The 18,938-nt window shown below is 61.5% G+C and carries 17 protein-coding genes; 5 read left to right on the forward strand and 12 right to left on the reverse strand.

All coding sequences use genetic code 11. The features are described from left to right. The first annotated feature begins 488 nt into the window (after positions 1-488). The gene (locus tag M0D65_RS09195; protein WP_266252378.1) at positions 489-2,666 is read left to right on the forward strand and encodes a M1 family metallopeptidase; all 2,178 of its coding nucleotides are present in this window, start codon (positions 489-491) and stop codon (positions 2,664-2,666) included. Positions 2,667-2,763: 97 nt separating this feature from the next. Here M0D65_RS09195 and M0D65_RS09200 read toward each other — a convergent pair whose 3' ends face one another. Beyond that, positions 2,764-3,273 carry an Lrp/AsnC family transcriptional regulator gene (locus tag M0D65_RS09200; protein ID WP_266252379.1) on the reverse strand — a complete coding sequence of 170 codons (510 nt, stop codon included), beginning with the start codon at positions 3,271-3,273 and terminating at the stop codon, positions 2,764-2,766. 188 nt (positions 3,274-3,461) lie between these two features. Between M0D65_RS09200 and M0D65_RS09205 the strand changes: the two genes are divergently transcribed. Continuing rightward, positions 3,462-4,478: a 1-aminocyclopropane-1-carboxylate deaminase gene (locus tag M0D65_RS09205; protein ID WP_266252380.1), complete on the forward strand. Its 1,017-nt coding sequence runs from the start codon at positions 3,462-3,464 to the stop codon at positions 4,476-4,478. An 84-nt stretch (positions 4,479-4,562) separates the two neighbouring features. On the opposite strand, the gene M0D65_RS09210 is transcribed toward M0D65_RS09205, so the two are convergent. Genes M0D65_RS09210 through M0D65_RS09220 form a run of 3 tightly spaced genes read right to left on the reverse strand, consistent with a single transcriptional unit; the run spans position 4,563 to position 7,103 of the window. Next, positions 4,563-5,000: a hypothetical protein gene (locus M0D65_RS09210; RefSeq protein WP_266252381.1), complete on the reverse strand. Its 438-nt coding sequence runs from the start codon at positions 4,998-5,000 to the stop codon at positions 4,563-4,565. Further along, positions 4,997-5,590, reverse strand: coding sequence for a DUF4166 domain-containing protein (locus M0D65_RS09215; RefSeq protein ID WP_266252382.1), 594 nt, complete (start codon positions 5,588-5,590; stop codon positions 4,997-4,999). Before M0D65_RS09215 ends, M0D65_RS09210 begins: the two co-directional genes overlap by 4 nt. Next, positions 5,577-7,103 carry a TIGR01777 family oxidoreductase gene (locus tag M0D65_RS09220; RefSeq protein ID WP_266252383.1) on the reverse strand — a complete coding sequence of 509 codons (1,527 nt, stop codon included), beginning with the start codon at positions 7,101-7,103 and terminating at the stop codon, positions 5,577-5,579. Before M0D65_RS09220 ends, M0D65_RS09215 begins: the two co-directional genes overlap by 14 nt. A gap of 227 nt (positions 7,104-7,330) precedes the next feature. Between M0D65_RS09220 and M0D65_RS09225 the strand changes: the two genes are divergently transcribed. From M0D65_RS09225 to M0D65_RS09235, 3 genes are all read left to right on the forward strand, one after another. Then, on the forward strand, positions 7,331-7,585 hold the full coding sequence (locus M0D65_RS09225) for a helix-turn-helix domain-containing protein (protein WP_266252384.1): 255 nt from the start codon (positions 7,331-7,333) through the stop codon (positions 7,583-7,585). A gap of 2 nt (positions 7,586-7,587) precedes the next feature. After that, positions 7,588-8,922, forward strand: a complete 1,335-nt coding sequence (locus M0D65_RS09230) for a type II toxin-antitoxin system HipA family toxin (protein WP_266252385.1) — start codon at positions 7,588-7,590, stop codon at positions 8,920-8,922. Between the two features lie 129 nt (positions 8,923-9,051). Then, positions 9,052-9,783 (forward strand): ProQ/FinO family protein, encoded by a 732-nt coding sequence (locus M0D65_RS09235; RefSeq protein ID WP_266252386.1) that lies wholly within the window; start codon positions 9,052-9,054, stop codon positions 9,781-9,783. 132 nt (positions 9,784-9,915) lie between these two features. Here the strand turns inward: M0D65_RS09235 and M0D65_RS09240 are convergent, their stop codons facing one another. The 8 genes from M0D65_RS09240 to M0D65_RS09275 all read right to left on the reverse strand — a co-directional run bounded on the left by M0D65_RS09240 (position 9,916) and on the right by M0D65_RS09275 (position 18,833). Further along, positions 9,916-10,653 (reverse strand): SDR family oxidoreductase, encoded by a 738-nt coding sequence (locus M0D65_RS09240; RefSeq protein WP_266252387.1) that lies wholly within the window; start codon positions 10,651-10,653, stop codon positions 9,916-9,918. Next, the gene (locus M0D65_RS09245; RefSeq protein ID WP_266252388.1) at positions 10,650-11,066 is read right to left on the reverse strand and encodes a VOC family protein; all 417 of its coding nucleotides are present in this window, start codon (positions 11,064-11,066) and stop codon (positions 10,650-10,652) included. The genes M0D65_RS09240 and M0D65_RS09245 overlap by 4 nt, the downstream gene beginning before the upstream one ends. A gap of 296 nt (positions 11,067-11,362) precedes the next feature. Continuing rightward, positions 11,363-12,019 (reverse strand): TetR/AcrR family transcriptional regulator, encoded by a 657-nt coding sequence (locus M0D65_RS09250; RefSeq protein ID WP_266252389.1) that lies wholly within the window; start codon positions 12,017-12,019, stop codon positions 11,363-11,365. Between the two features lie 142 nt (positions 12,020-12,161). Next, entirely contained in the window at positions 12,162-13,172 is a 1,011-nt protein-coding gene (locus tag M0D65_RS09255) for an AraC family transcriptional regulator (RefSeq protein ID WP_266252390.1), read from the reverse strand. A 115-nt stretch (positions 13,173-13,287) separates the two neighbouring features. After that, the gene (locus M0D65_RS09260) at positions 13,288-14,472 is read right to left on the reverse strand and encodes a porin (protein WP_266252391.1); all 1,185 of its coding nucleotides are present in this window, start codon (positions 14,470-14,472) and stop codon (positions 13,288-13,290) included. A gap of 510 nt (positions 14,473-14,982) precedes the next feature. Next, entirely contained in the window at positions 14,983-16,173 is a 1,191-nt protein-coding gene (locus tag M0D65_RS09265) for an MFS transporter (protein WP_266252392.1), read from the reverse strand. 64 nt (positions 16,174-16,237) lie between these two features. Beyond that, positions 16,238-17,569, reverse strand: coding sequence for a D-arabinono-1,4-lactone oxidase (locus tag M0D65_RS09270; RefSeq protein ID WP_266252393.1), 1,332 nt, complete (start codon positions 17,567-17,569; stop codon positions 16,238-16,240). A gap of 37 nt (positions 17,570-17,606) precedes the next feature. Then, complete coding sequence (locus M0D65_RS09275; protein ID WP_266252394.1) at positions 17,607-18,833, reverse strand: amino acid deaminase/aldolase; 1,227 nt, start codon at positions 18,831-18,833, stop codon at positions 17,607-17,609. Positions 18,834-18,938 lie beyond the last annotated feature (105 nt).

Below are 18,938 nucleotides of genomic sequence, written 5' to 3' on the forward strand. Positions count from 1 at the left end.
AGGTCCGGTTTTTTGCCATGCCTCGTGAAAATAGCCGGCGTTAATCCGGTTAATCGACATGGCGACGATTAATTGCTGTGGCAAGACATGTCAAGCTACTAATTCTCAACAATTCTTTTCAACTTCCTTCCGCAGTGGAAATTTCTTGAAAGCAAGTTGACAACGTATCGTTTGCCAAATTAATCTTGCTCCCATCGCCGACCGTTCAACCTTTCTGGATTCCGCTCCTGGAGCGGGCTCCGACCGTTCGAACCGGCCGCGATCGTCACGAAGGCCAGGCCACGATAAAACGGCTCCCTTCAATATGAATTTCTAACCAGGAAATGCACATGCGAGAAATCAGCTAATTGCGCTGAGGGTAACGCACGTCTGTTTGTCGAGAACTACAGGTTACTCGCGTGGGAGACTATTTGCTGTGCCAAAAGTGAATAAATAAATACCAGTTAATAACCGCACATTTTCCAGTCATTTGTCGGTCGAGGATCAAGATGCGTATAAATTTCCGATTGCAGATACAGTGCCTGGCGGTAGCCGGGATACTGGCGTTGAACGGCTGCGGTGGTTCAGACACCTCCCCGTCGCTCTCGAACAAGGCGCAAGCCGGTGTGCCCGGGCCCGCGTCCGGCGCTGCCGCCGTGCCGCCGGCCGCGCCGGCCGTGGCCAATCCGTCCATCAGCAAGACCGTGTCGCCGGTCGAGTTGCCGGACACCGTGACGCCGCTCAACTACAAGCTGTGGTTCCGCCCGAACCCGGCGCTGTCTTCGTTCGACGGCCGCGCGGATGTCGAGATCAAGGTGCTCAAGCCGGTCAATGCGATCGTGATCGCGGGGCACCGCATCAAGTTCGTCAACGGCAAGATCACGCTGCAACCGGGCAACGTGGATCTGATCGCGACGCCGCAGGACGATGGCGACCACTACCAGTTGCGACCGGTCAGTGGACAGATCGCGGCCGGTACGTACTCGCTGCATATGGAGTGGTCCGGGATCATCAACTTCAAAACCTACGACGACCCGGTGAAGAAGACCGGCGGTAGTTGCGGCGACGATCACTATCCAGGTTGCTCGGCGGCCGAAGGCGTGTTCCGCGTCGATCTGAAATCGACCGACGGCACCACGAGCGGCGCAATACTCACGCAAGGCGAAACCGACCTCGCGCGGCAATGGTTCCCCGGCTGGGACGAACCTGCGTTCCGTCCGACCTACGAGGTCAGCGCGGAAGTGCCGCAGAACTGGCGCGTGGTATCGAACGCGGCGGAACTGCCGGCGGTGAACGTCGACAGCGGTTACAAGCTCGTGTCGTTCGAGAAGACCCCGCCGATGCCGTCGTACCTGCTGTTCTTCGGCGGCGGCCAGTTCGACGTGCTCGAGGATGATTTCACGAGCCCGCTGCCCGACGGCAAGGGTCTGCATCTGCGCTTCTTCACGCCGCCCGGCATGAAGGACTGGGCGAAACCCGCGATGACGGAAACCAAGCAGGCGCTCGACTACTACTATCGCTACACGGGCATTCCGCTGCCGCTCAAGAAGTTCGACACGATCGCTGCGAACGATGCGTTCAAGGCGCAGAAGGATCTGAACTTCGGCGGTATGGAGAACTGGGGGGCGATTCTCGAGTTCGCCGACGACATTCTTCCGCCGCCGGGCACGCCGATGTCCGGCTACGGCCTGGTTGTGTTGACGCATGAAGCATCGCATCAGTGGTTCGGCGATCTCGTCACGCTCGACTGGTGGGATGACGTGTGGCTCAACGAGTCGTTTGCGACGTTCTTCGAAACCAAGACGAAGATCCGCTTCTTCCCGGACCGCTTCAACTGGGTCAGCGAAGTGCAGGACAAGTACGACGTGATCTCCGCGGATCTGAGTTCGTCGGCGTTCCCGGTGCAACCGAACTTCAATGCGTGGGCATCGAACGACTTCGTGTTGAATGCGAGTACGTTCACGTATAGCAAGGGCGGTCATGTACTGAAGATGCTCGAGAACTACCTCGGCGAAGATGTGCTGCGAAAGGGGCTGCAACAGTACCTGGCGGATTATCAACTGGGTAACGGTACGCCGAAGCGCCTGTGGGACGAGCTGTCGGGTGCAAGCGGTCAGCAGATGGGTCCGATCGGCGACAGTTTCGTGCGGCAAACCGGTGTCCCGCTGGTGTCGCTCGACACGCAATGCGACCTGACGAAGAACCAGACCGTCGTGACGTTGAAGCAGTCGCCGTATCCGAACCAGAATCAGTATCCGGGTACGCAGTGGACCGTTCCGCTGACGCTCGCTTACGGCAACGGCCTCACGAACCGCAAGACGATCGCGCTGAAGGACACGCAGATGCAGGTGCGGCTCGACGGTTGTTCCGCAGTGCTGGCCGATCCGAGCGGGCTCGACTACTACGTGACGAACTACGGCGACAACGCATGGAGCCAGTTGATGACCCAGGGCAGCGCATTGCAGGACCCGGTGTTGTTGACCAACCTGCAGATGGAAGCCGCGCTGCTCGTGAAGTCGGGTCTTGCCGCACCGTCGCGGGCGACGAGTATCGGCTCAATCAATCCGGCGGCGCTTGCCGTGATGCGTCAGCAGTTCAAGCCGGTGCAGCACGTAGAAGTGCCGTCGCAACAACGTCCGATGATCCGCTTCCAGGGGCAGTTCAAGCTGCGTCAGAAGACGGAATGAACGCTACGCCCGCATGACGCGATGCGGGCTGCGAGTTGAACGCGGGGCCGGGACCGGTGCGATGCACTGGCTTCGGTCCCGCTTCGTTTTGTGCGGATTAGAGCGGAATTTCCGTCGTCGACAGAATTTCCTTCAACACCATGAAGCTGCGGATCTGCCGCACGCCAGGCAGATATAGCAGTTGTTCCGCGTGCAACCGGTTGAAGCTGTCGCTGTCACGCGTGCGCACCAGCATGAAGTAATCGAATTCGCCGGTTACGACGTGGCACTCCATGCACCCCACGACCTTGCGCGCCGCTTTCTCGAACGCGGCAAACGACTCCGGCGTCGAGCGGTCGAGCACGAAGCCGATCACGACCAGCATTCCCGCACCGAGTCCCTCCGGATCGAGCAGCGCGACGACCCGCCGTATCAAGCCAGCTTCCTTCAGCCGTTCGACGCGCCGCAGGCATGCGGGCGCGCTCAGCTTGACGCGCGCGGCGAGGTTCACGTTCGAGATCGATGCGTCCTGCTGCAACTGCTTGAGGATGGCACGGTCGATGCGGTCGAGCGCCGGCTGGGCTTGAGCTGCGCGTTCGGGAAGGCGACGAAATTTTGTTGCGCACATGATGGCCTTTGAAAAATTTTAGAAACTATCCCGACTGATGAGTACCGAAAAAATCGGTATGGCACATTAAATTCGCAAGCTCATTTTGCCAGCAATTTCCTACCATGTATCGATCGCGGCGACACCTGCGCCACACGCGTGCGCTTGATCATCCCGTCCCGCGCCCATCGACGACCCCGAGGCTTCCCATGAACCTGAAACGCTTCTCCCGCTATCCGCTGACTTTCGGTCCGACGCCGATCCAGCCGCTGCACCGGCTATCCGAACATCTGGGCGGCAAAGTACAGCTCTATGCGAAGCGCGAGGATTGCAACAGCGGCCTCGCGTTCGGCGGCAACAAGACGCGCAAGCTCGAATACCTGATTCCTGAAGCATTGGCGCAGGGATGCGACACGCTGGTGTCGATAGGCGGCATTCAGTCGAACCAGACCCGTCAGGTCGCGGCAGTCGCTGCGCATCTCGGCATGAAATGCGTGCTCGTGCAGGAGAACTGGGTCAACTATTCGGACGCGGTGTACGACCGGGTCGGCAATATCCAGATGTCGCGCATCATGGGTGCCGACGTGCGGCTCGTGCCGGACGGCTTCGACATCGGGTTTCGCAAGAGCTGGGAAGAGGCGCTGCAGAGCGTGCGCGATGCGGGCGGCAAGCCGTATGCGATTCCCGCCGGTTGCTCGGATCATCCGCTGGGCGGTCTCGGCTTCGTCGGTTTTGCCGAAGAGGTGCGGCAGCAGGAGGCGGAACTGGGGTTCCGTTTCGACTATATCGTCGTGTGCTCGGTGACGGGCAGCACGCAGGCCGGCATGGTGGTCGGCTTTGCCGCGGATGGACGCGCGGACCGCGTGATCGGTATCGACGCCTCCGCGAAACCCGAGCAGACGCGCGAGCAGATTCTGCGTATCGCGCGCAACACCGCGGAACAGGTCGATCTGGGTCGCGACATCGTGGCGCAGGATGTGGTGCTTGACGTTCGTTACGGCGGCCCTGAGTACGGTTTGCCAAATGAAGGGACGCTCGAGGCGATCCGGCTTTGCGCACGCTTCGAAGGCGTATTGACCGATCCCGTCTACGAAGGAAAGTCGATGCACGGAATGATCGACAAGGTGCGCCGAGGCGAATTTCCGGAGGGATCGAAGGTGCTGTATGCGCATCTTGGCGGCGTGCCGGCATTGAGCGCGTATAGCTTTATTTTCCGCGACGGTTAAGGTTAAGCAGCGCTAGCCGGTTGCGGATTGAACGCTTCGGTTCATCACACGATGGCCGAAGCGCAGCGGCTTCGGCTGCCAGTATCACGTTGCTACTGGTTGTGCGTTCGTCCACTTGTCGCGATGCTTCAGCGCGAACAGCGTCATCGCCCAGAATGGAACCCACCACGCGAGGTCGCTGAATGCCACGAACCAGCCGCTTCTCCATTCGAACACGCCCGTCAGTGCGCCATAGAAGAACCCCGCGGGGCCCAGCGTCTTGCCGACGAGGCCCACGACGACCAGCGGCCAGTAACGCAACAGATCCTGCGCGGCGATCCAGTAAGCGAGCGCATAGACACCAACCATCATGCCGATGCAGCGGACGATTGCGTCCGGAGTGGCCGGCATCGCGAGCCAGTTGAAGATCTGTGCGGGCCATAGGCTGAGCGCGACTGCATAGGCGAGGTTGTAGAGCGCGGCGAGCCGCAGCGCTACGGTCATCCATGCTGGAGCCGTGTAACGGCGTAGCGGATCGTTCACGATGAATACTCCGGAGAAAGATCGCGTTCGTCGATCGCGAGTATGCCGTCGTAACGCAGCAGATAGCCGAGGTGGGCAACCCGGATGCGGACATCGCAGCGAAAGCGTTCGCCGTCGATGGCGCGTTCGGTGGCGAAAACACGCAAGCCCGGCAACGGCATGCCGGCCAGCGTAACGCGACGACTGACCTGACGTATCCGCCCAGACGCATCGAGTGAGGTTTCCAGATGCAGTACCAGCAGCCCCATGCGCTCTATCACGAGCGAGGTGCGGGCGTTGCCCAGCCGGCTGACAAGCCGCTTGCCACCGATGTTGCGCTGCCAGCGCTCGCTGCCAGCTTGCGGCGTAATCGCGACTTCGCAGGGCGCCGCGTCCGAACGGCGTGGCAGCACCGAAAAGCGCAATAACGTACGCAGCCAGGGCGACGCACTCCAGCGAACCCGCAGCGTTCCCTTCAGACGAACACCGGACGCGCAATGCACGCGTTGCAAAACCGGCGGCATGCGGGCGAAGGCGGGCCCCAGGATCGCCTCGTACAGGCCGGACGAATCGTGGGTTTGTTGGGCGAGCGCGAGGTTAGTGGCGTTCATGATGTCCCTTCGGTTGACCAAGCAGATCTTCGAGTGCGAGTTGCAGCGTCGGAAAACGGAAGACGTAGCCTTCCTTCTGCAAGCGGGCCGGTACTGCGCGCAGGCCGTCGAGCAGCAGCGTCGCCTGTTCGCCGAGCATGACGCGCAACGGCCAGGCGGGTGTCGGCAACCACGTGGGCCGACGCAGGAGGCGTGCGGCGGCGCGCACCAGGCTGACCTGAGTTGGTGTTTCCGGCGCCACCAGGTTGTAGATTGCAACCGGCTCGGCAGTTTCCGCTTCGGCGTTCCTGCACAGCCACGCGATAACACCGAGGACATCGTCGAGATGAATCCAGCTTTGTGCCTGGCGGCCGCTGCCCATCGGACCGCCGATGCCGAGCCGCACCGGAATCAGCATCGAAGGCAAGGCGCCGCGATAGCCGTACACCACGCCGAGACGCAGGATCGCGAGCGGAATGCCGAGTGCCTTGACCGCTTGCGCTTCGCGTTCCCACTCGCAGCACAGTTGCGAGGTGAACACTGGTTGCGGAAGGCTCGTTTCAGTGCGCGCACTCAGGTCGTCGTCGGACTGCGTGCCGTAGTACCCGACAGCAGAACCGTTGATCAGCAAGCGCGGCCGATGCGTAGCCAGCGCGAGCCATGCCGTCAGCGCGCGGGTGGTACCGGTGCGGCTCTCCATCAGGCCGCGCTTGCGTGCCGCGCTCCAGCGCGGCCCGAGGATGGGAGCGCCTGCCAGGTTGATCACGACGTCGAAGCGGGTGGCCGCGTCGAGTTCGGCGAGCGAGCCGACGCAGGCCACCCGGCCGTCGAATTGCAGCGCTGCGTGACGCGGTTTGCGCGCCCAGATCGTGACGCGATGTCCATCTGCGAGTAGTGCGCGGACCAGCGCCTCGCCGATGAAGCCGGTTGCGCCGGTCAGCAGGAACGATTGAGCGCGGCGGTCCGCTGGCGTGCCGGCGAAATCGAAGTGCGGCGTGGCGTCGGCGCGCGCATGACGAGCCGCAAGCGCACGGCTTGCCAGCGCATCGCGAAGCGCGGAGATCCACACGCCGACAGCGAGCACACTGAGCGCCCAGCTGCGCCATCCGTGCACGTCGGGGTGCAAGCCCGAAGGTAGATGCCACCAGATCTGCGAGTGCCAGGCCAGCAGACCGAAGATCACCCCGCCGTTAATGGCGAGCAGCGTATGTGTGACGCGCTCGCTGGCGGGCAGGCTGCGGGTTTCGTCTTCGACGACAAAGTCGCGCAGCGTCAGCAGTATTTCGATCGCGACGAGGCTCCAGAGCGCAATCAGCCACAGACCACCCCAGACAAACCAGGCAAGGCCGATGAACAGCACACCGTAGAGGGCGGCGCGAATTGCATGCAGGCGCAATTCCGGCGCCGCACCGCGCTGCTGCGGTAATGCGCAGCGCAATTCGTGGTGCCAGACGGTGTCGAATGCGCCCATCAAACCCTGCACGACGAGCAGGGTGAGCACGAGGCTATGAAGGGGGCTGCCGGTTGGACTCATCGCGCGCATCCTTGTTGTTTGTTCACAATTGGTATTTTATTTATTCAGATATTTCTGTCAAGACAGAAATATCTGAATACAGCTATGGCAATTGCAAACCGCGTTGCATACTGAACCCGGAGAAAATATTCCTCAAACGAATATTCGCGAATTATTCTCCAAACGAATATTTGTATTTTATTCCTGTTAAGAATATAGTGCGAATATTCGTTAGCGGAATATCGACCATGAAACTCATTGTCAGCACGCCGGCGCAACTGGGCGAAATTCTTTCGTCAGCAAGAAAGACGCTAGGGCTTACCCAGGCCGAAGCGGCGTCGCGGGTCGGCATCGGGCAACCGCGGCTCTCGCTGCTCGAAACGACCAGTACGGCCACGATTACGCTGAACCAGATGCTCGCGTTGACGGCACTCTACGACCTCGAGCTGTGCGTGCAATCGAAAGACGAGGGCAGCGCCGGTAGCGCCCAGGCGCAGTGGTGATCATGGGTCGCAAATCCCGCTCACGAGCACTATCGATCTGGGCCAACGGCCAGCATGTCGGCACGTGGCGTATCCCGACGCGTGGCGACATGGAACTGCACTACGAAGCCGCGTGGAAGGTTTCCGCCGAGGGGCGGCCGCTTTCGCTGTCGTTGCCGTTCGGTCTCGGCGACACGCCGCTCAAGGGCGACCGCGTGCGCAACTATTTCGACAATCTGTTGCCCGACAGCCAGGCGATCCGCCGCCGGCTCGCCGCACGTTTCAAAACCGAAACCGTCGAGGCCTTCGACCTGTTGCAGGCAATCGGTCGCGATTGCGTCGGGGCGGTGCAATTGCTGGACGAAGACCAGGCACCGGAGAATGTCGAGCGCATCGAAGGCACACCGCTGTCGGACGCGGACATCGCTCGCCTGCTCGATGAAACGACCGGCCCGGCCATCGGTGCGGGGGACGACGACGATTTTCGCATCTCGATCGCCGGCGCCCAGGAAAAGACCGCGCTCCTGTTTCACAAGGGGCGGTGGATGCGCCCGCATGGCGCGACACCCACGACGCATATCCTCAAGCTGCCACTCGGTCTGGTTGGCAACAAGCGGGCCGATCTGAGTACGTCGGTTGAAAACGAGTGGTTGTGTCTGGCAATTTTGCGCGCTTACGGACTGCCTGTGCCGGACAGCGAGATTCTGCGGTTCGGTGCGCACAAGGTGCTGTCGGTGACACGCTTCGACCGCATCCTGCATCCGCGCAGGCAGCGTCTGCTGCGGCTGCCGCAGGAGGATTTCTGTCAGGTGCTCGGTATCGCACCGCACCTGAAGTACGAAGCGGACGGCGGCCCCGGTATGCGTGACATCGCCGCCATCTTGCGCCAGTCGACTGAAGCACGCACCGACATCGAGACCTTGCTCGCCGCGCAGATTCTGTTCTGGATGCTCGCGGCGCCGGACGGTCACGCGAAGAATTTCAGCCTGCATCTGCTGCCCGGCGGCCGCTTCCGGATGACGCCGCTCTACGATGTGATGTCGATCTGGCCCGTGGAAGGCAGCGGCGCGAACCAGTGGTCCTGGCATAAGGCGAAGCTCGCGATGGCTGTCGCGGGCAAGAACCGGCATTACCTGATGCGCAACGTGATGCGCCGCCATTTCAACGCAATGGCGCCGCTTTGCTACTACGGCCCGAACGCGGAGCCGGTCATCGAGCGTTTGCTCGAAGCGACGCCGGCGGTGATTGAAAGCGTCGCGTCAGCGCTGCCTGAAAGCTTTCCGCGGAGAGTAGCGGACCGTATTCTCGGTGGTCTGCAGGAGTCGGCTAAACGGCTCGCCGGGATGCCCGAAGTTTGAGCGGATCATGCGTGTCGGCGGGTGGCGTATCGATGCCGGTGCGTACCGGTTCCCACCGCCTATTGCGTATCGCACGGAGTAGCCGGCGTCGCGAGTACAATTGAGGCTTTTATAGATTGGCAGGGCGTTATGGGCTTTGAACAACTGGCCGCGCTGAAGGCGCAACTGACGAAACAGGCGGCGCAAAAGTCGGCAGAAAAGTCAGCGCAGAAGGCGGCACAACGGTCGGCGAAGCCGTCGTCCAAGCCGTCCGACAAACGGGCAACTGAGCGGGCAGCCGAACGGACAGCCGAACGAACAACTGAGCAGTCAACCCGGCCGTCGGCTAAACCGTCTTCCGAACCGTCAACCCGGCCGTCGGCGAAACCGCCGCGCGCACCGCGCCCGGCGCCGGCTGCGAAGTCCAAACCGGTCGATCCGGTGGTACTGACGTTCGCCCGTTTGCAGAAGCGTTTCCCGCTCGCGTTCCCGAAGAACCCCGCGCCGAAGGTGCCGCTGAAGGTCGGTATTTTCGAGGATCTGCTGGCGCACGCGCAGGAGTTGTCGGTCGACGAAACAGGTCTGCGCGACGCACTCCGGACGTGGTGCCGCGGCAGCCGCTACTGGGCATGCATGGTCGAAGGCACGATGCGGGTGGATCTCGAAGGCAAGGAAGCCGGGCAGGTCACGCGCTCCGATGCAGTGCGCGCGCTGGCCCTGAAGAACGGGCGCGCCGCGAGACCGGCGCGCAAGGATCCTAAAGACGCAGCCGATAGTAAAGAAGCCGCTCAAGACGTCAATCAAGAGGCCGCTAAAGAAACTGAAGCGGCCAGCGGCAAGTCCGAAACTGCCGAAACCAGCGAATCGCAAACGGGCACCTGACCACGCCTGCTGGACCACGATAGTGCATATTCTTTTTGCATCGGCCGGTGACCATCATTCCAGTTTTGTCGAGAACGGATGTTGGGCCGGCCGCTTCGTGCAATACCCGCTCATCGCAGCCGGCCTTCGCATCTAGTTGCGCCCGCCATTCGCCTTCACGACCTGCCCATTGACCCAACCGCTCCCTGCGCTCGCCAGGAACGAGACGATCTGGGCGATATCGTCGGGCTGGCCCAGACGGCCGAGCGGAATATCCGCAATCGCGCGCCGGATCACTTCTTCGGTTCGACCGGTTAGAAACAGCTCTGTCGCGACCGGCCCCGGTGCGACTGCATTCACGGTGACGCCGCGGGCGCCGAGTTCTTTGGCGAGCACGTGGGTCATTGCTTCCACGGCGGCCTTGGTCGCCGCATAAACGGCCACATTGGGCAGGTACGCACCGATGATGCTCGTCGACATATTGACGATGCGGCCACCGTTGCGCACGCGTTTTGCGCCTTCGCGCATGCCGTTGAAACTCCCCGTGAGATTGACCGCAATCTGATGCTGGAAGTCTTCGTCGCTGACTTCGGCTAGCGGCGAGACCTTGCTGATGCCGGCGTTGTTGACGAGCACGTCCACGGGCCCGAACTCGTTTTCCGCCACGTCGAAGAGGGTGCGCATCGCCGCGGCATCGGATACGTCGGCGTGGACTGCGATCGCTGCTCCACCGGCCGACCGGATCGACGCGACGACCTCGTCAGCCTCCGCCGAACTTGTTGCGTAGTTGACGATGGTCGCAAAGCCATCCGCGGCGAGCCGCCTCGCGATCGCGGCACCGATGCCTCTGGATGCACCCGTCACGATAGCGGTGCGAATAGCCTGATTCATTGTGTTTCTTCCTGAAAGAGCTTCTGCCACTTGTCCTGCTGCATGTCTTCACGCGTGTTGATCTCGATCAGCACGCCACCCGGTGCGCGACAAAAAAATCGCGAGCCGCGTGTGTTGTTGAAGACCGCCGTTTCCATCTGCACCCCGTCCTCGAGGAATTCCTGATAGAGCGTCTGGACGTTTTCCAGTGTGTCGACTTCGAGGCCGAAGTGGAAGTTGTGCGGCCAGACCGGTGCTTCCTTGTCTTCGACCTGTTCGAGCACGATGTCGAAGCCGTTACGCTTGAGCAGGCAGTGCTGACCGGCCGCGACGATCTCGCAGCCGAGGTATTGTTCGAAGAACGCAGCGGTTTCGGCTGCATTTGCGGTGGGAAAACTCAGGTGATTGAGTCTCGCCTGTTGACGAAGATTCATGGTGGACCTCACAAGATGTCGGTTACTGTGCAGGCGTGCTCGCCGGTTCTTTTCTATCCGGGGATGCTTTCCAGGCGCTGCACCATGACGTGAATTCTGCGAGTAATTGCTCGATTTTTAAACTCGCTTTAGGCGTGTCGATTCGATCGGCGCGAGAGCCAATGCTGGTGCCGGTTTGCGGGGAGCGTTCGGTGCGAAAACGAATACTTACTCGCTTTTTTAGATCGCGAGAAAGTGGTGCGGCATTGAGGTTCCGTACCGCGCGAGTTGAAATCGAACGATGTGAGACCAAACGGCTAGCGGGATCGCTTGGGCCGCGCCCGCGAGGATTCAACCGGCGGCGCATCGACGATACCGAGGTAGCCAGACAGAGCGCGGCCCACACGATGTTCCAGCGGGCCACGACGCACCTCGCCGCGCTCTCCCGCCGCATCGGTGAGGGCGCGCAGTATGGCGAGCACATCGTCCGTTGCGATCTCAAGGTTGTCTTGCGGCGGCATATCGCTACGGGAAAGAATCTCCCGCATCAGCTCATGAAAAGCCGCCTGGGAAGCCGCCAGTTCTTTCGCAATGGCAGGACGACCTTCCTCGAAATCGAGCGCGCGGGCGAGTGCCGGACGACGTAGCTGCTGGCGCACCGATACGGATATCAGGTATTCCAGTGCCGTTTGTCCCGTCGGCTGATCGAGCGCATCTTCGGCCTCGGCGAAGAACGCTGTCTGCGCCTGCTGACTGAGCGCGACGATCAGCGCATCCTTGTTCGGGAAGTATTGATAGAGCGTGCCGACGCTCACGCCCGCGCGTTGCGCGACCAGATTGGTATTGAGCCCCTCCATGCCGCGAATTTCCAGAATACTGGCCGCGGCCTCCAGAATCGCGTTGACGGTGTTTTCCGCACGCGATTGCTGCGGTACCTTGCGCGGTTTCAGCGAGGGGCGTCTTTTCGTCGTCAAGGCTTCGTCCGTTTAAAAGCGAGCAATAGCTCTGATTCTACAAGCTTTGGGACGATGGAATTGGCCGGCCGACAATAACCGGGATAACGGCGCAATGCAGTGAGGCCGGTTCGTCTGCCACGCGCGAACCGCCGTTAGCTGCTTAACGCGATTCCCGCGGACCGTGACCGGTCCATCGCTTGAACGCACGCCGGAAGTTGTGCGAATCGCTAAAGCCGACCTCGTAGGCGATTTCCTCGATCGACAGCCGCGGCGTACTCAACAACGCCAGCGCACGCGCATGACGAATGTTGTCCAGCACGGCCTGATACGACACGCCGCTCTCGGCCAGCCGGCGCCGTAACGTGCGATCGCTCATGCACAGTTGCGCCGCGACCTGGCCAAGTGTTGGCGGATTGCGCAGATCGCGCCGCACGATGCGTTCGATCGATTCGATAAATTCAGCGCCGGTGTCTTCCTGCGATACCGTCATCTGCAGCACTTCGAGTGCCTGGCGGTTGCTGAGCGGATCGTAGGTTGCAAGCGGCCGTGCGAGCCACGATACATCGCAGACCACGGCGTTGCGCTTTTGCCCGAACAGTACCGGGCATTTGAAAAACTGCTCGTACTTCTCCGCATAAGCGGGCCGCGGATAGCTCAACTCGACCGAATTGAACCGGAAGTCCTCGCCGACCAGCGCTTGAGCAACCTTGGGGAAACTACCGAACGCCTCTTCGACCAGAAACATTTCGATGTCGGGTTCGTGGAAGCGGCTGATGGCGTAGAGCGTGAGGCTGTTTTCATTCTGTTCGACATCGAAATCGAGCAGTGCCCCCGTGTAGTTCTGCATCTTCATGCCGAGCATGATGGCATCGCCGAACGTCGGGGAGGTGAGCATCGCATAGCCGACCAGCCCGATCGATGCGATGGTTTCAGCGGTGCCGATGCGCAGCCCGAGGCCCTGTTCTGGAGACAGCTCGATTGCGCGGCGGATCATTGCGCTTGCCTGCCGGAACGACAGGCGACAGTCCGGGTTAGACAGGTCCGCGACTTCGAACCCGAGCCCCATGCACAGGCGCGTCGGGTCGATGCCGAGATCCTCGCTCATACCCGCGATGAACCGCAACATGTAGACCTGCAGGTTGGCAATCGTATATTGGCCGGTCGCGTCCATCGTCGCTTTATACCTTCTTTTTTCCCGCTGCGCGACACCTGCGGTCTTGTGCGTCCGGCGGCACTGCCGTTCCTGCGGTGAGCCAGAATTCATGTTGCGGCGCCCGCAGGCCGGATCAGAAGTAATGACGCAAGCCAGCCATCACGCCAAGCTGTGTGCTGCTGACCGTCGGCGACTGGCCGTTCACCCCGACAAACTGCGCACCGATCATGCCGCCGCGATACATCGAGTAATCGGCTTCCGCGTACAGCATGGTGCGCTTGGACAGCGTGTAGCCCCCCACGACCTGGTACTGATGCGCCCAACCGTTGTAGTCGGAGGTGTAGCCAGTCTGCTTGGTCCACCAGCCGTTCACCGCGACGGTCACCGCCGGTGTGAAGCGGTAGGTGAGGCCCGCAAGAATCATCTTGCGCTTGTCGAAGCCGCCCGGGATGTTGGGATCGACGACCTGCGCCGGCGAAATGATCCCGAGGGCGGCCAGGTCGATCGAGTTAAACGGGCCGTTGCCGAAATTCGTGAAGGCGTTGTCGCGCGCGTTCTCGATGTAGCCCGCGTTGACGGTGAAATTGCCGAGGGTGTACGAACCGCCGCCGGTATAGATATCGAACTTGGCGTTTGTGATGTCGTCGCGGCTACGCAGGAAAGAGGCGGAGGCCTTGAACGGACCTTTTTCCGGTGCGTACGCGATCGAGGCGCCGAGCTGACTGCCCTGGCCACCGCCGCCCGCCTGGCCACCGGGCGCATATTGCGCGAGGAAGATCACGCTGCCGAGCTGCGCGCCGTACTGGATCATGTTGCTCGTGCGGCCGGCGGCGAGCATCGTCTGCTCAGGTTTGAACAGATTGGAGTAGGGATCCTGAGGGCCTAACCACAGGTTCGAACCGTAAGCGATCGTCGTGCCTTCAAACGCCACGTTGTATTGCCGACCGAGCGAAAGCTGACCGAGTGTGGGCGACAGCAGCGCCACATACGAAATCTGGAAGAAGTTCACCGAACCTGCCGGCGTGATGCCGCCGCTGCTCGGATCGAAATGGCTTTCCAGATCGAATGACGCCTGCATGCCGCCGCCGAGATCCTCCTGGCCTTTCAAGCCCCAGTAGCTTTCCGTGAGGCCGCCGCCGGTGGTCGTCGAAAACTGCTTGCCGGTCGAAACGGGTGCACCGTCCGGGCCGTAAGTGACACCGTGGGTCTGGTAGCGCAGCCCGGCGTCGACAACGCCATAGAGTGTGATACTGCTTTGCGCCCAGGCTGCACTACAGCACAGCGGAAGAGCCATACACAACAAGGTCTGCTTTTTCATTTGACGATCGTCTCCCTGGTTATTGACTACATGGCGGACCGGCTGGTCGTGCCACCTGCAAGGGCACGTCGACGCGACCAGGGCACTGCGTTTTCCGCGTATTTCGTGGAGCTTCTTTTCTAGCGACTGTTTCTGCGACCTGCTGCGCGCGATTCTTATGCGCAGCGCATTAATCACGGCAACGCGCAGTGTCGAATCAGGCCATATCGATCTTGTTCGAGTGGCCACACACTCAACGGCGCCATTCTCCTCAACCAGAATTTAAGGAGTCAAATTTCAATGCGCCGGGGCTAAAGCGGCCATTCGCATGGTTCATTCCGGCCATCGTGTGTCCGCGAACCCGAAACCGTCACACATCGTGCAGCGTCAATGTGTTGCATTAGATTGCACCACGGCCGCTAGCGGTGTGAGTGTGGTTTTCACGCACATCGCTTGCATTTAAGCGCCTTCGATGATTAGCGAAGGCGCACCGTGCCGAAGATCGCGCAAAGCGAACTGCCAGTTGCGCGATCAGGAGAGCTGATGTCCGCCGGTTTGCAGGTTGTGCGCAGTTGCACCGCGCAACGCAAGCCAGACGAACGGCACCGCGGCCGCCACGCCGATGCACAACACATACGCGAAGTGCATGCCGCCGTACTGCGTGAACAGGTCGCCCGCCACCGCAGTACCGACGCCGCCGCCGATAAACGTGACCACGACGGTCCGCGCAACCAGCGAACCATCCGGGTCGACTTCGGACAGCAACCCGGTCAGGAACGGAATGATCGCGAAGAACGCGCAGTTCAATGCCAGCTGGCTCAGGAAGTAGGACTTGTTGCCGGTCGAACCGAAGAACCAGATCAGCGAGCCGATCATCACTATCTGCGCCACGAAGATGATGACCAGCCGATGTTTGCGGCTTGATCGTTGCGACGGGATCACCGCACCGGCGAAACCGAGCAGCGACGACAGCGAGAGCAGGATGCCGACAGTCCATGTCGACAGACCCGCATGCGAACCGACGATTCCGGCAACCGCCCATTGCGACGCCTGCACGCCATAGATCAGCACCGTGACGGCCCAGATGGTCAGCACGAGTTTGAGCGGCAACTTGTTGCGCGAACGCGCTTGCGTCACATGCCGCGCAAATTCACCGATACCGTGAATGGCGGGCGCCATCACGATGCACACGCCGACCAGCAGCATGAACACGCCTTGCCCGAGCCACTCGGAAGGCAGGTACGAAATCACGACGAGAATGCCGCCGTTGATGATCCCCGCGATGACGTTTATCTGCCCCCACAGCCGGTCCGCCGAGGCGCGCTGCGAGATGCCCGACGCGACGACGACGAACAGCACGCCTTCGAAGATGCCGGTCACACCGCGCACGATACCGATCAGCAGCACGGTCGGTGCGACGATGCTGAGCGCCTGTCCCACGATCGTGCCGAGCACGCCCGCGATCGTGAAGAACCCCGCGGCACGCGAAATCCAGCGCGGCAGCAAGGCGCAACTCAGTGCTACGCCGAGAATCTCGACGCCCGCTACCTGGGTTGCAATGCCTTCCGAGAGATGAAACCGCAGCATGACCGCTGCCACGAGAAACGGTGTGAGGATCATCCCGTTCGTGGCGATCGCGTAGGCGAGCGACAGGCGGGTCACCGAGCTTTTAGGCAACTCGGCACGGAGTGCCGGGGGAGCAATGGAGACTGTCGAGTTCATCGAGTCATCCTTGTTGTCGAAGTCAAAGGGTCGCGTGGGCGACGACAGGTTTTATTTCAAGGCATCAATTCCGATAGCTTTCCGCAAGCTGCTGCGGCACGCTCACGCGTGACAGACCGAACAGGTCGCGCAAATATGGCGTGAGAAACCGTCCCTGCGGATCCATGCGTTCACGCAACGCGAGAAAGTCATCCCAGCGGGGATAAAGCTTCGAAAAATTCTGTGCAGTCAGCGCGTGCACCTTGCCCCAATGCGGCCGTCCGCCATGATTCATGCAGATCGCCTGTACACCCGCAAAATACGCTTCATAGGGCATGCCGACATACTGGTGTACGGAGATGCGCACGCTGTCGCGACCGTAGTCGGGGCTTAGCCAGATATCGTCGCCGCGCACCCAGCGGTACTCGAGCGGAAACATCAACGGGAACGATTTGCGTGCGATGAACGCTTTAATCTCGCGCAATGCATCGGCGCCGCGATGCGCGGGTACCGACCATTCCATTTCGTTAAAGCGTATGCGCCGCACGGTGGACAAAGACGAATGGCTCGGGTCGACCTGCTGCCCCGGTGAGATCAGCGATGCGCACAAGCGGCTGATCGACGGACACAGCGAGGGTACCGTCTTGCCCAGTCCGCACAGCAGACCGAACGCAGTGTTCTCGAGCAGTTCCTCGTTGATGTAGCGCTTCCAGTGCATCTGATCGACGGGTTCGTCCGTGACGTTCCACGCTTTCGTCATCACCGTGTCGGTGTGCGGCAACCAGTAGAGTTCGAACGAACGGTTATTCGCGATCAGTGAGTCGGTTTGCGCGAGACATTCCTCGAGGTCCATCTTCGCGCGCTGCAATTTGAGCTTGAACGACGGCACCAGATTCAGATCGATCTCGGTGAGCACACCGAGCACACCGAGTCCGATCCGGCCACCTTCGAACAGGTCCGCGTTTTCCTCGGGCGACGCGACGACTTCGTCGCCGTCAGGGGTCGTGAAGCGAAGCGCTGCGATCTGCGTCGAGAGATTGCCGAGCGTGATGCCGGTGCCATGTGTTCCGGTGCTCGTTGCGCCGGCGATCGACTGCACATTGATGTCGCCGAGATTCTCCATCGCGAAGCCATGCTCCGCGAGCGCCGCGCCGAGCGTGTAGAGCCGCGTGCCGGCATGCACACGCGCGACGCGGCGCGTTGCGTCGACGTGAATCAGACCCTGCAGATTGTCGAGCGACAGGATCACACCATCGGTCTGCGCCAGCGGCGAAAACGAATGTCCGGCTCCGACCACGCGTACCGGTGCCTGCGAACCGGCCGCACCGCGCAGCACGTCGACCAGTTCGTCCCGCGATCCAGGTGTCTTGACCGTTGCCTTCGGGCTGCTTACGTACCCCGACCAGTTACGCCACATAATCCCCCGCCTCCTTTTATTGCGTCCGGAATTCCGCTCAGAAAAAACATTTGCCGTCGCCGCGATACGTCGTGACCTGGTCGACGACGCGCCCGCCGGTGATCAGCAGAAGCTCGTTAAAGCGTTCGCATAGTTCGCCGGCTTTGGCGTGACGGAACAGCATCGGCTCGCCGATCTTCAGCGCAACCGAAGCGGGATGCCGCAACGGTGTCTGGACCTCGCCGGCGCCTTCGTTGTCGATCAGCGTGCAACCGGCGGGCAACCACGGTTGCGGCAGACGGTTCTTGCCGATCGGACCGGACGCGATATAGCCGCCGCCTGAGCAGGTGAAGATGCCGTCTTTGGGCAGGCGCGTGACGGGCAGCGCGAAACCTGCCGACGGCAACGCCTGGAACGACGCGTAGTGATCGAATAACGCTGGGGTGTAGAGTCCCGAGCCCGCGGCGACCTCGGTGACCGACGGATCGCTTTTGGTGCTTTCGACGCTGCCGGTGCCACCGCCGTTGACGAAGCGCAGCGGATGCCCCGCGGCTGCGAGCGCCTGCACGACGTTGCGGCGCCGCGTATTGGTTTCGTCGATCGAGCGCCGCTTGAGCGAGCGCACGATCGCGTTCTTGAGTCCCTGTCCCGGCACCACGTCCATCAACCCGGCGATCTGCCCTTCGTAGCCCATCAGCCCTTCGAGCCGCACGCCGGGACAGGCCGCGATGCCGTTTGCGAGAGCGACCGCGGTGGCGACGTCGTGGACCGGCGATCGATAGACACCGAAGTAGATGCCCGGAAACGTGGACGACATGTCGAGATCGATCGATAGCGGGATGACGACGCCTTCGGCACGCGCCAGCGCATCGATCTGCTCGACCTGCGCCATGCTGTCGACCATCAATGTGATCGAGCGCCCGTTGCGCAACTGCGCGGCGACGGCGCGCAGATCCTCGCGCTCCACCGACGGGTACGCGACGACGAGGTCGTCGAGCCCCTGGCTCGCGAGCCACGCCGCTTCCGCCGGCGAGTAGCACAGCAGACCGCGGATGAAATTGCCGGTAGCGAGCGCCAGGCGAATCATCGCTACTGAACGAACGGACTTGGTGACGAGACGGATCGGCATGCCGGCCGCGCGGACCCGCAGCCGTTCGAGGTTGATCCGGAAGTGATCGAGGTCGATGAATGCGGCCGGCAACCGCTGTCCCGCGAGCGCGTCGCGGTAGTACGGGTAGTCGTGCTCCGGAAGTTCGGCAGGGCGGGAAACGGCAGCGCCGGTCATGGAAGGTCTCGGTAGTTTTGGGTTGCGTCGGTTGTGCAGGGAGACCGGTCGCGCGCGCATGGCAGTCGCGAATACGGTCTGCTACTGGGAGACGAGAATAGCGGC

It is taken from the genome of Paraburkholderia sp. CHISQ3 (assembly GCF_030464945.1).
GTDB classification, from domain to species: domain Bacteria; phylum Pseudomonadota; class Gammaproteobacteria; order Burkholderiales; family Burkholderiaceae; genus Paraburkholderia; species Paraburkholderia megapolitana.

Excerpts from the sequence above, each read along its gene's own strand:
- M0D65_RS09215 (WP_266252382.1), bottom strand. The coding sequence starts at position 5,590 with ATGAACGCCACTAACCTCGCGCTCGCCCAACAAACCCACGATTCGTCC.
- M0D65_RS09195 (WP_266252378.1), top strand. The coding sequence starts at position 489 with ATGCGTATAAATTTCCGATTGCAGATACAGTGCCTGGCGGTAGCCGGG.
- M0D65_RS09260 (WP_266252391.1), bottom strand. The coding sequence starts at position 14,472 with ATGAAAAAGCAGACCTTGTTGTGTATGGCTCTTCCGCTGTGCTGTAGT.
- M0D65_RS09200 (WP_266252379.1), bottom strand. The coding sequence starts at position 3,273 with ATGTGCGCAACAAAATTTCGTCGCCTTCCCGAACGCGCAGCTCAAGCC.
- M0D65_RS09235 (WP_266252386.1), top strand. The coding sequence starts at position 9,052 with ATGGGCTTTGAACAACTGGCCGCGCTGAAGGCGCAACTGACGAAACAG.
- M0D65_RS09265 (WP_266252392.1), bottom strand. The coding sequence starts at position 16,173 with ATGAACTCGACAGTCTCCATTGCTCCCCCGGCACTCCGTGCCGAGTTG.
- M0D65_RS09270 (WP_266252393.1), bottom strand. The coding sequence starts at position 17,569 with ATGTGGCGTAACTGGTCGGGGTACGTAAGCAGCCCGAAGGCAACGGTC.
- M0D65_RS09220 (WP_266252383.1), bottom strand. The coding sequence starts at position 7,103 with ATGAGTCCAACCGGCAGCCCCCTTCATAGCCTCGTGCTCACCCTGCTC.
- M0D65_RS09245 (WP_266252388.1), bottom strand. The coding sequence starts at position 11,066 with ATGAATCTTCGTCAACAGGCGAGACTCAATCACCTGAGTTTTCCCACC.
- M0D65_RS09255 (WP_266252390.1), bottom strand. The coding sequence starts at position 13,172 with ATGGACGCGACCGGCCAATATACGATTGCCAACCTGCAGGTCTACATG.
- M0D65_RS09275 (WP_266252394.1), bottom strand. The coding sequence starts at position 18,833 with ATGACCGGCGCTGCCGTTTCCCGCCCTGCCGAACTTCCGGAGCACGAC.
- M0D65_RS09230 (WP_266252385.1), top strand. The coding sequence starts at position 7,588 with ATGGGTCGCAAATCCCGCTCACGAGCACTATCGATCTGGGCCAACGGC.
- M0D65_RS09240 (WP_266252387.1), bottom strand. The coding sequence starts at position 10,653 with ATGAATCAGGCTATTCGCACCGCTATCGTGACGGGTGCATCCAGAGGC.
- M0D65_RS09225 (WP_266252384.1), top strand. The coding sequence starts at position 7,331 with ATGAAACTCATTGTCAGCACGCCGGCGCAACTGGGCGAAATTCTTTCG.
- M0D65_RS09205 (WP_266252380.1), top strand. The coding sequence starts at position 3,462 with ATGAACCTGAAACGCTTCTCCCGCTATCCGCTGACTTTCGGTCCGACG.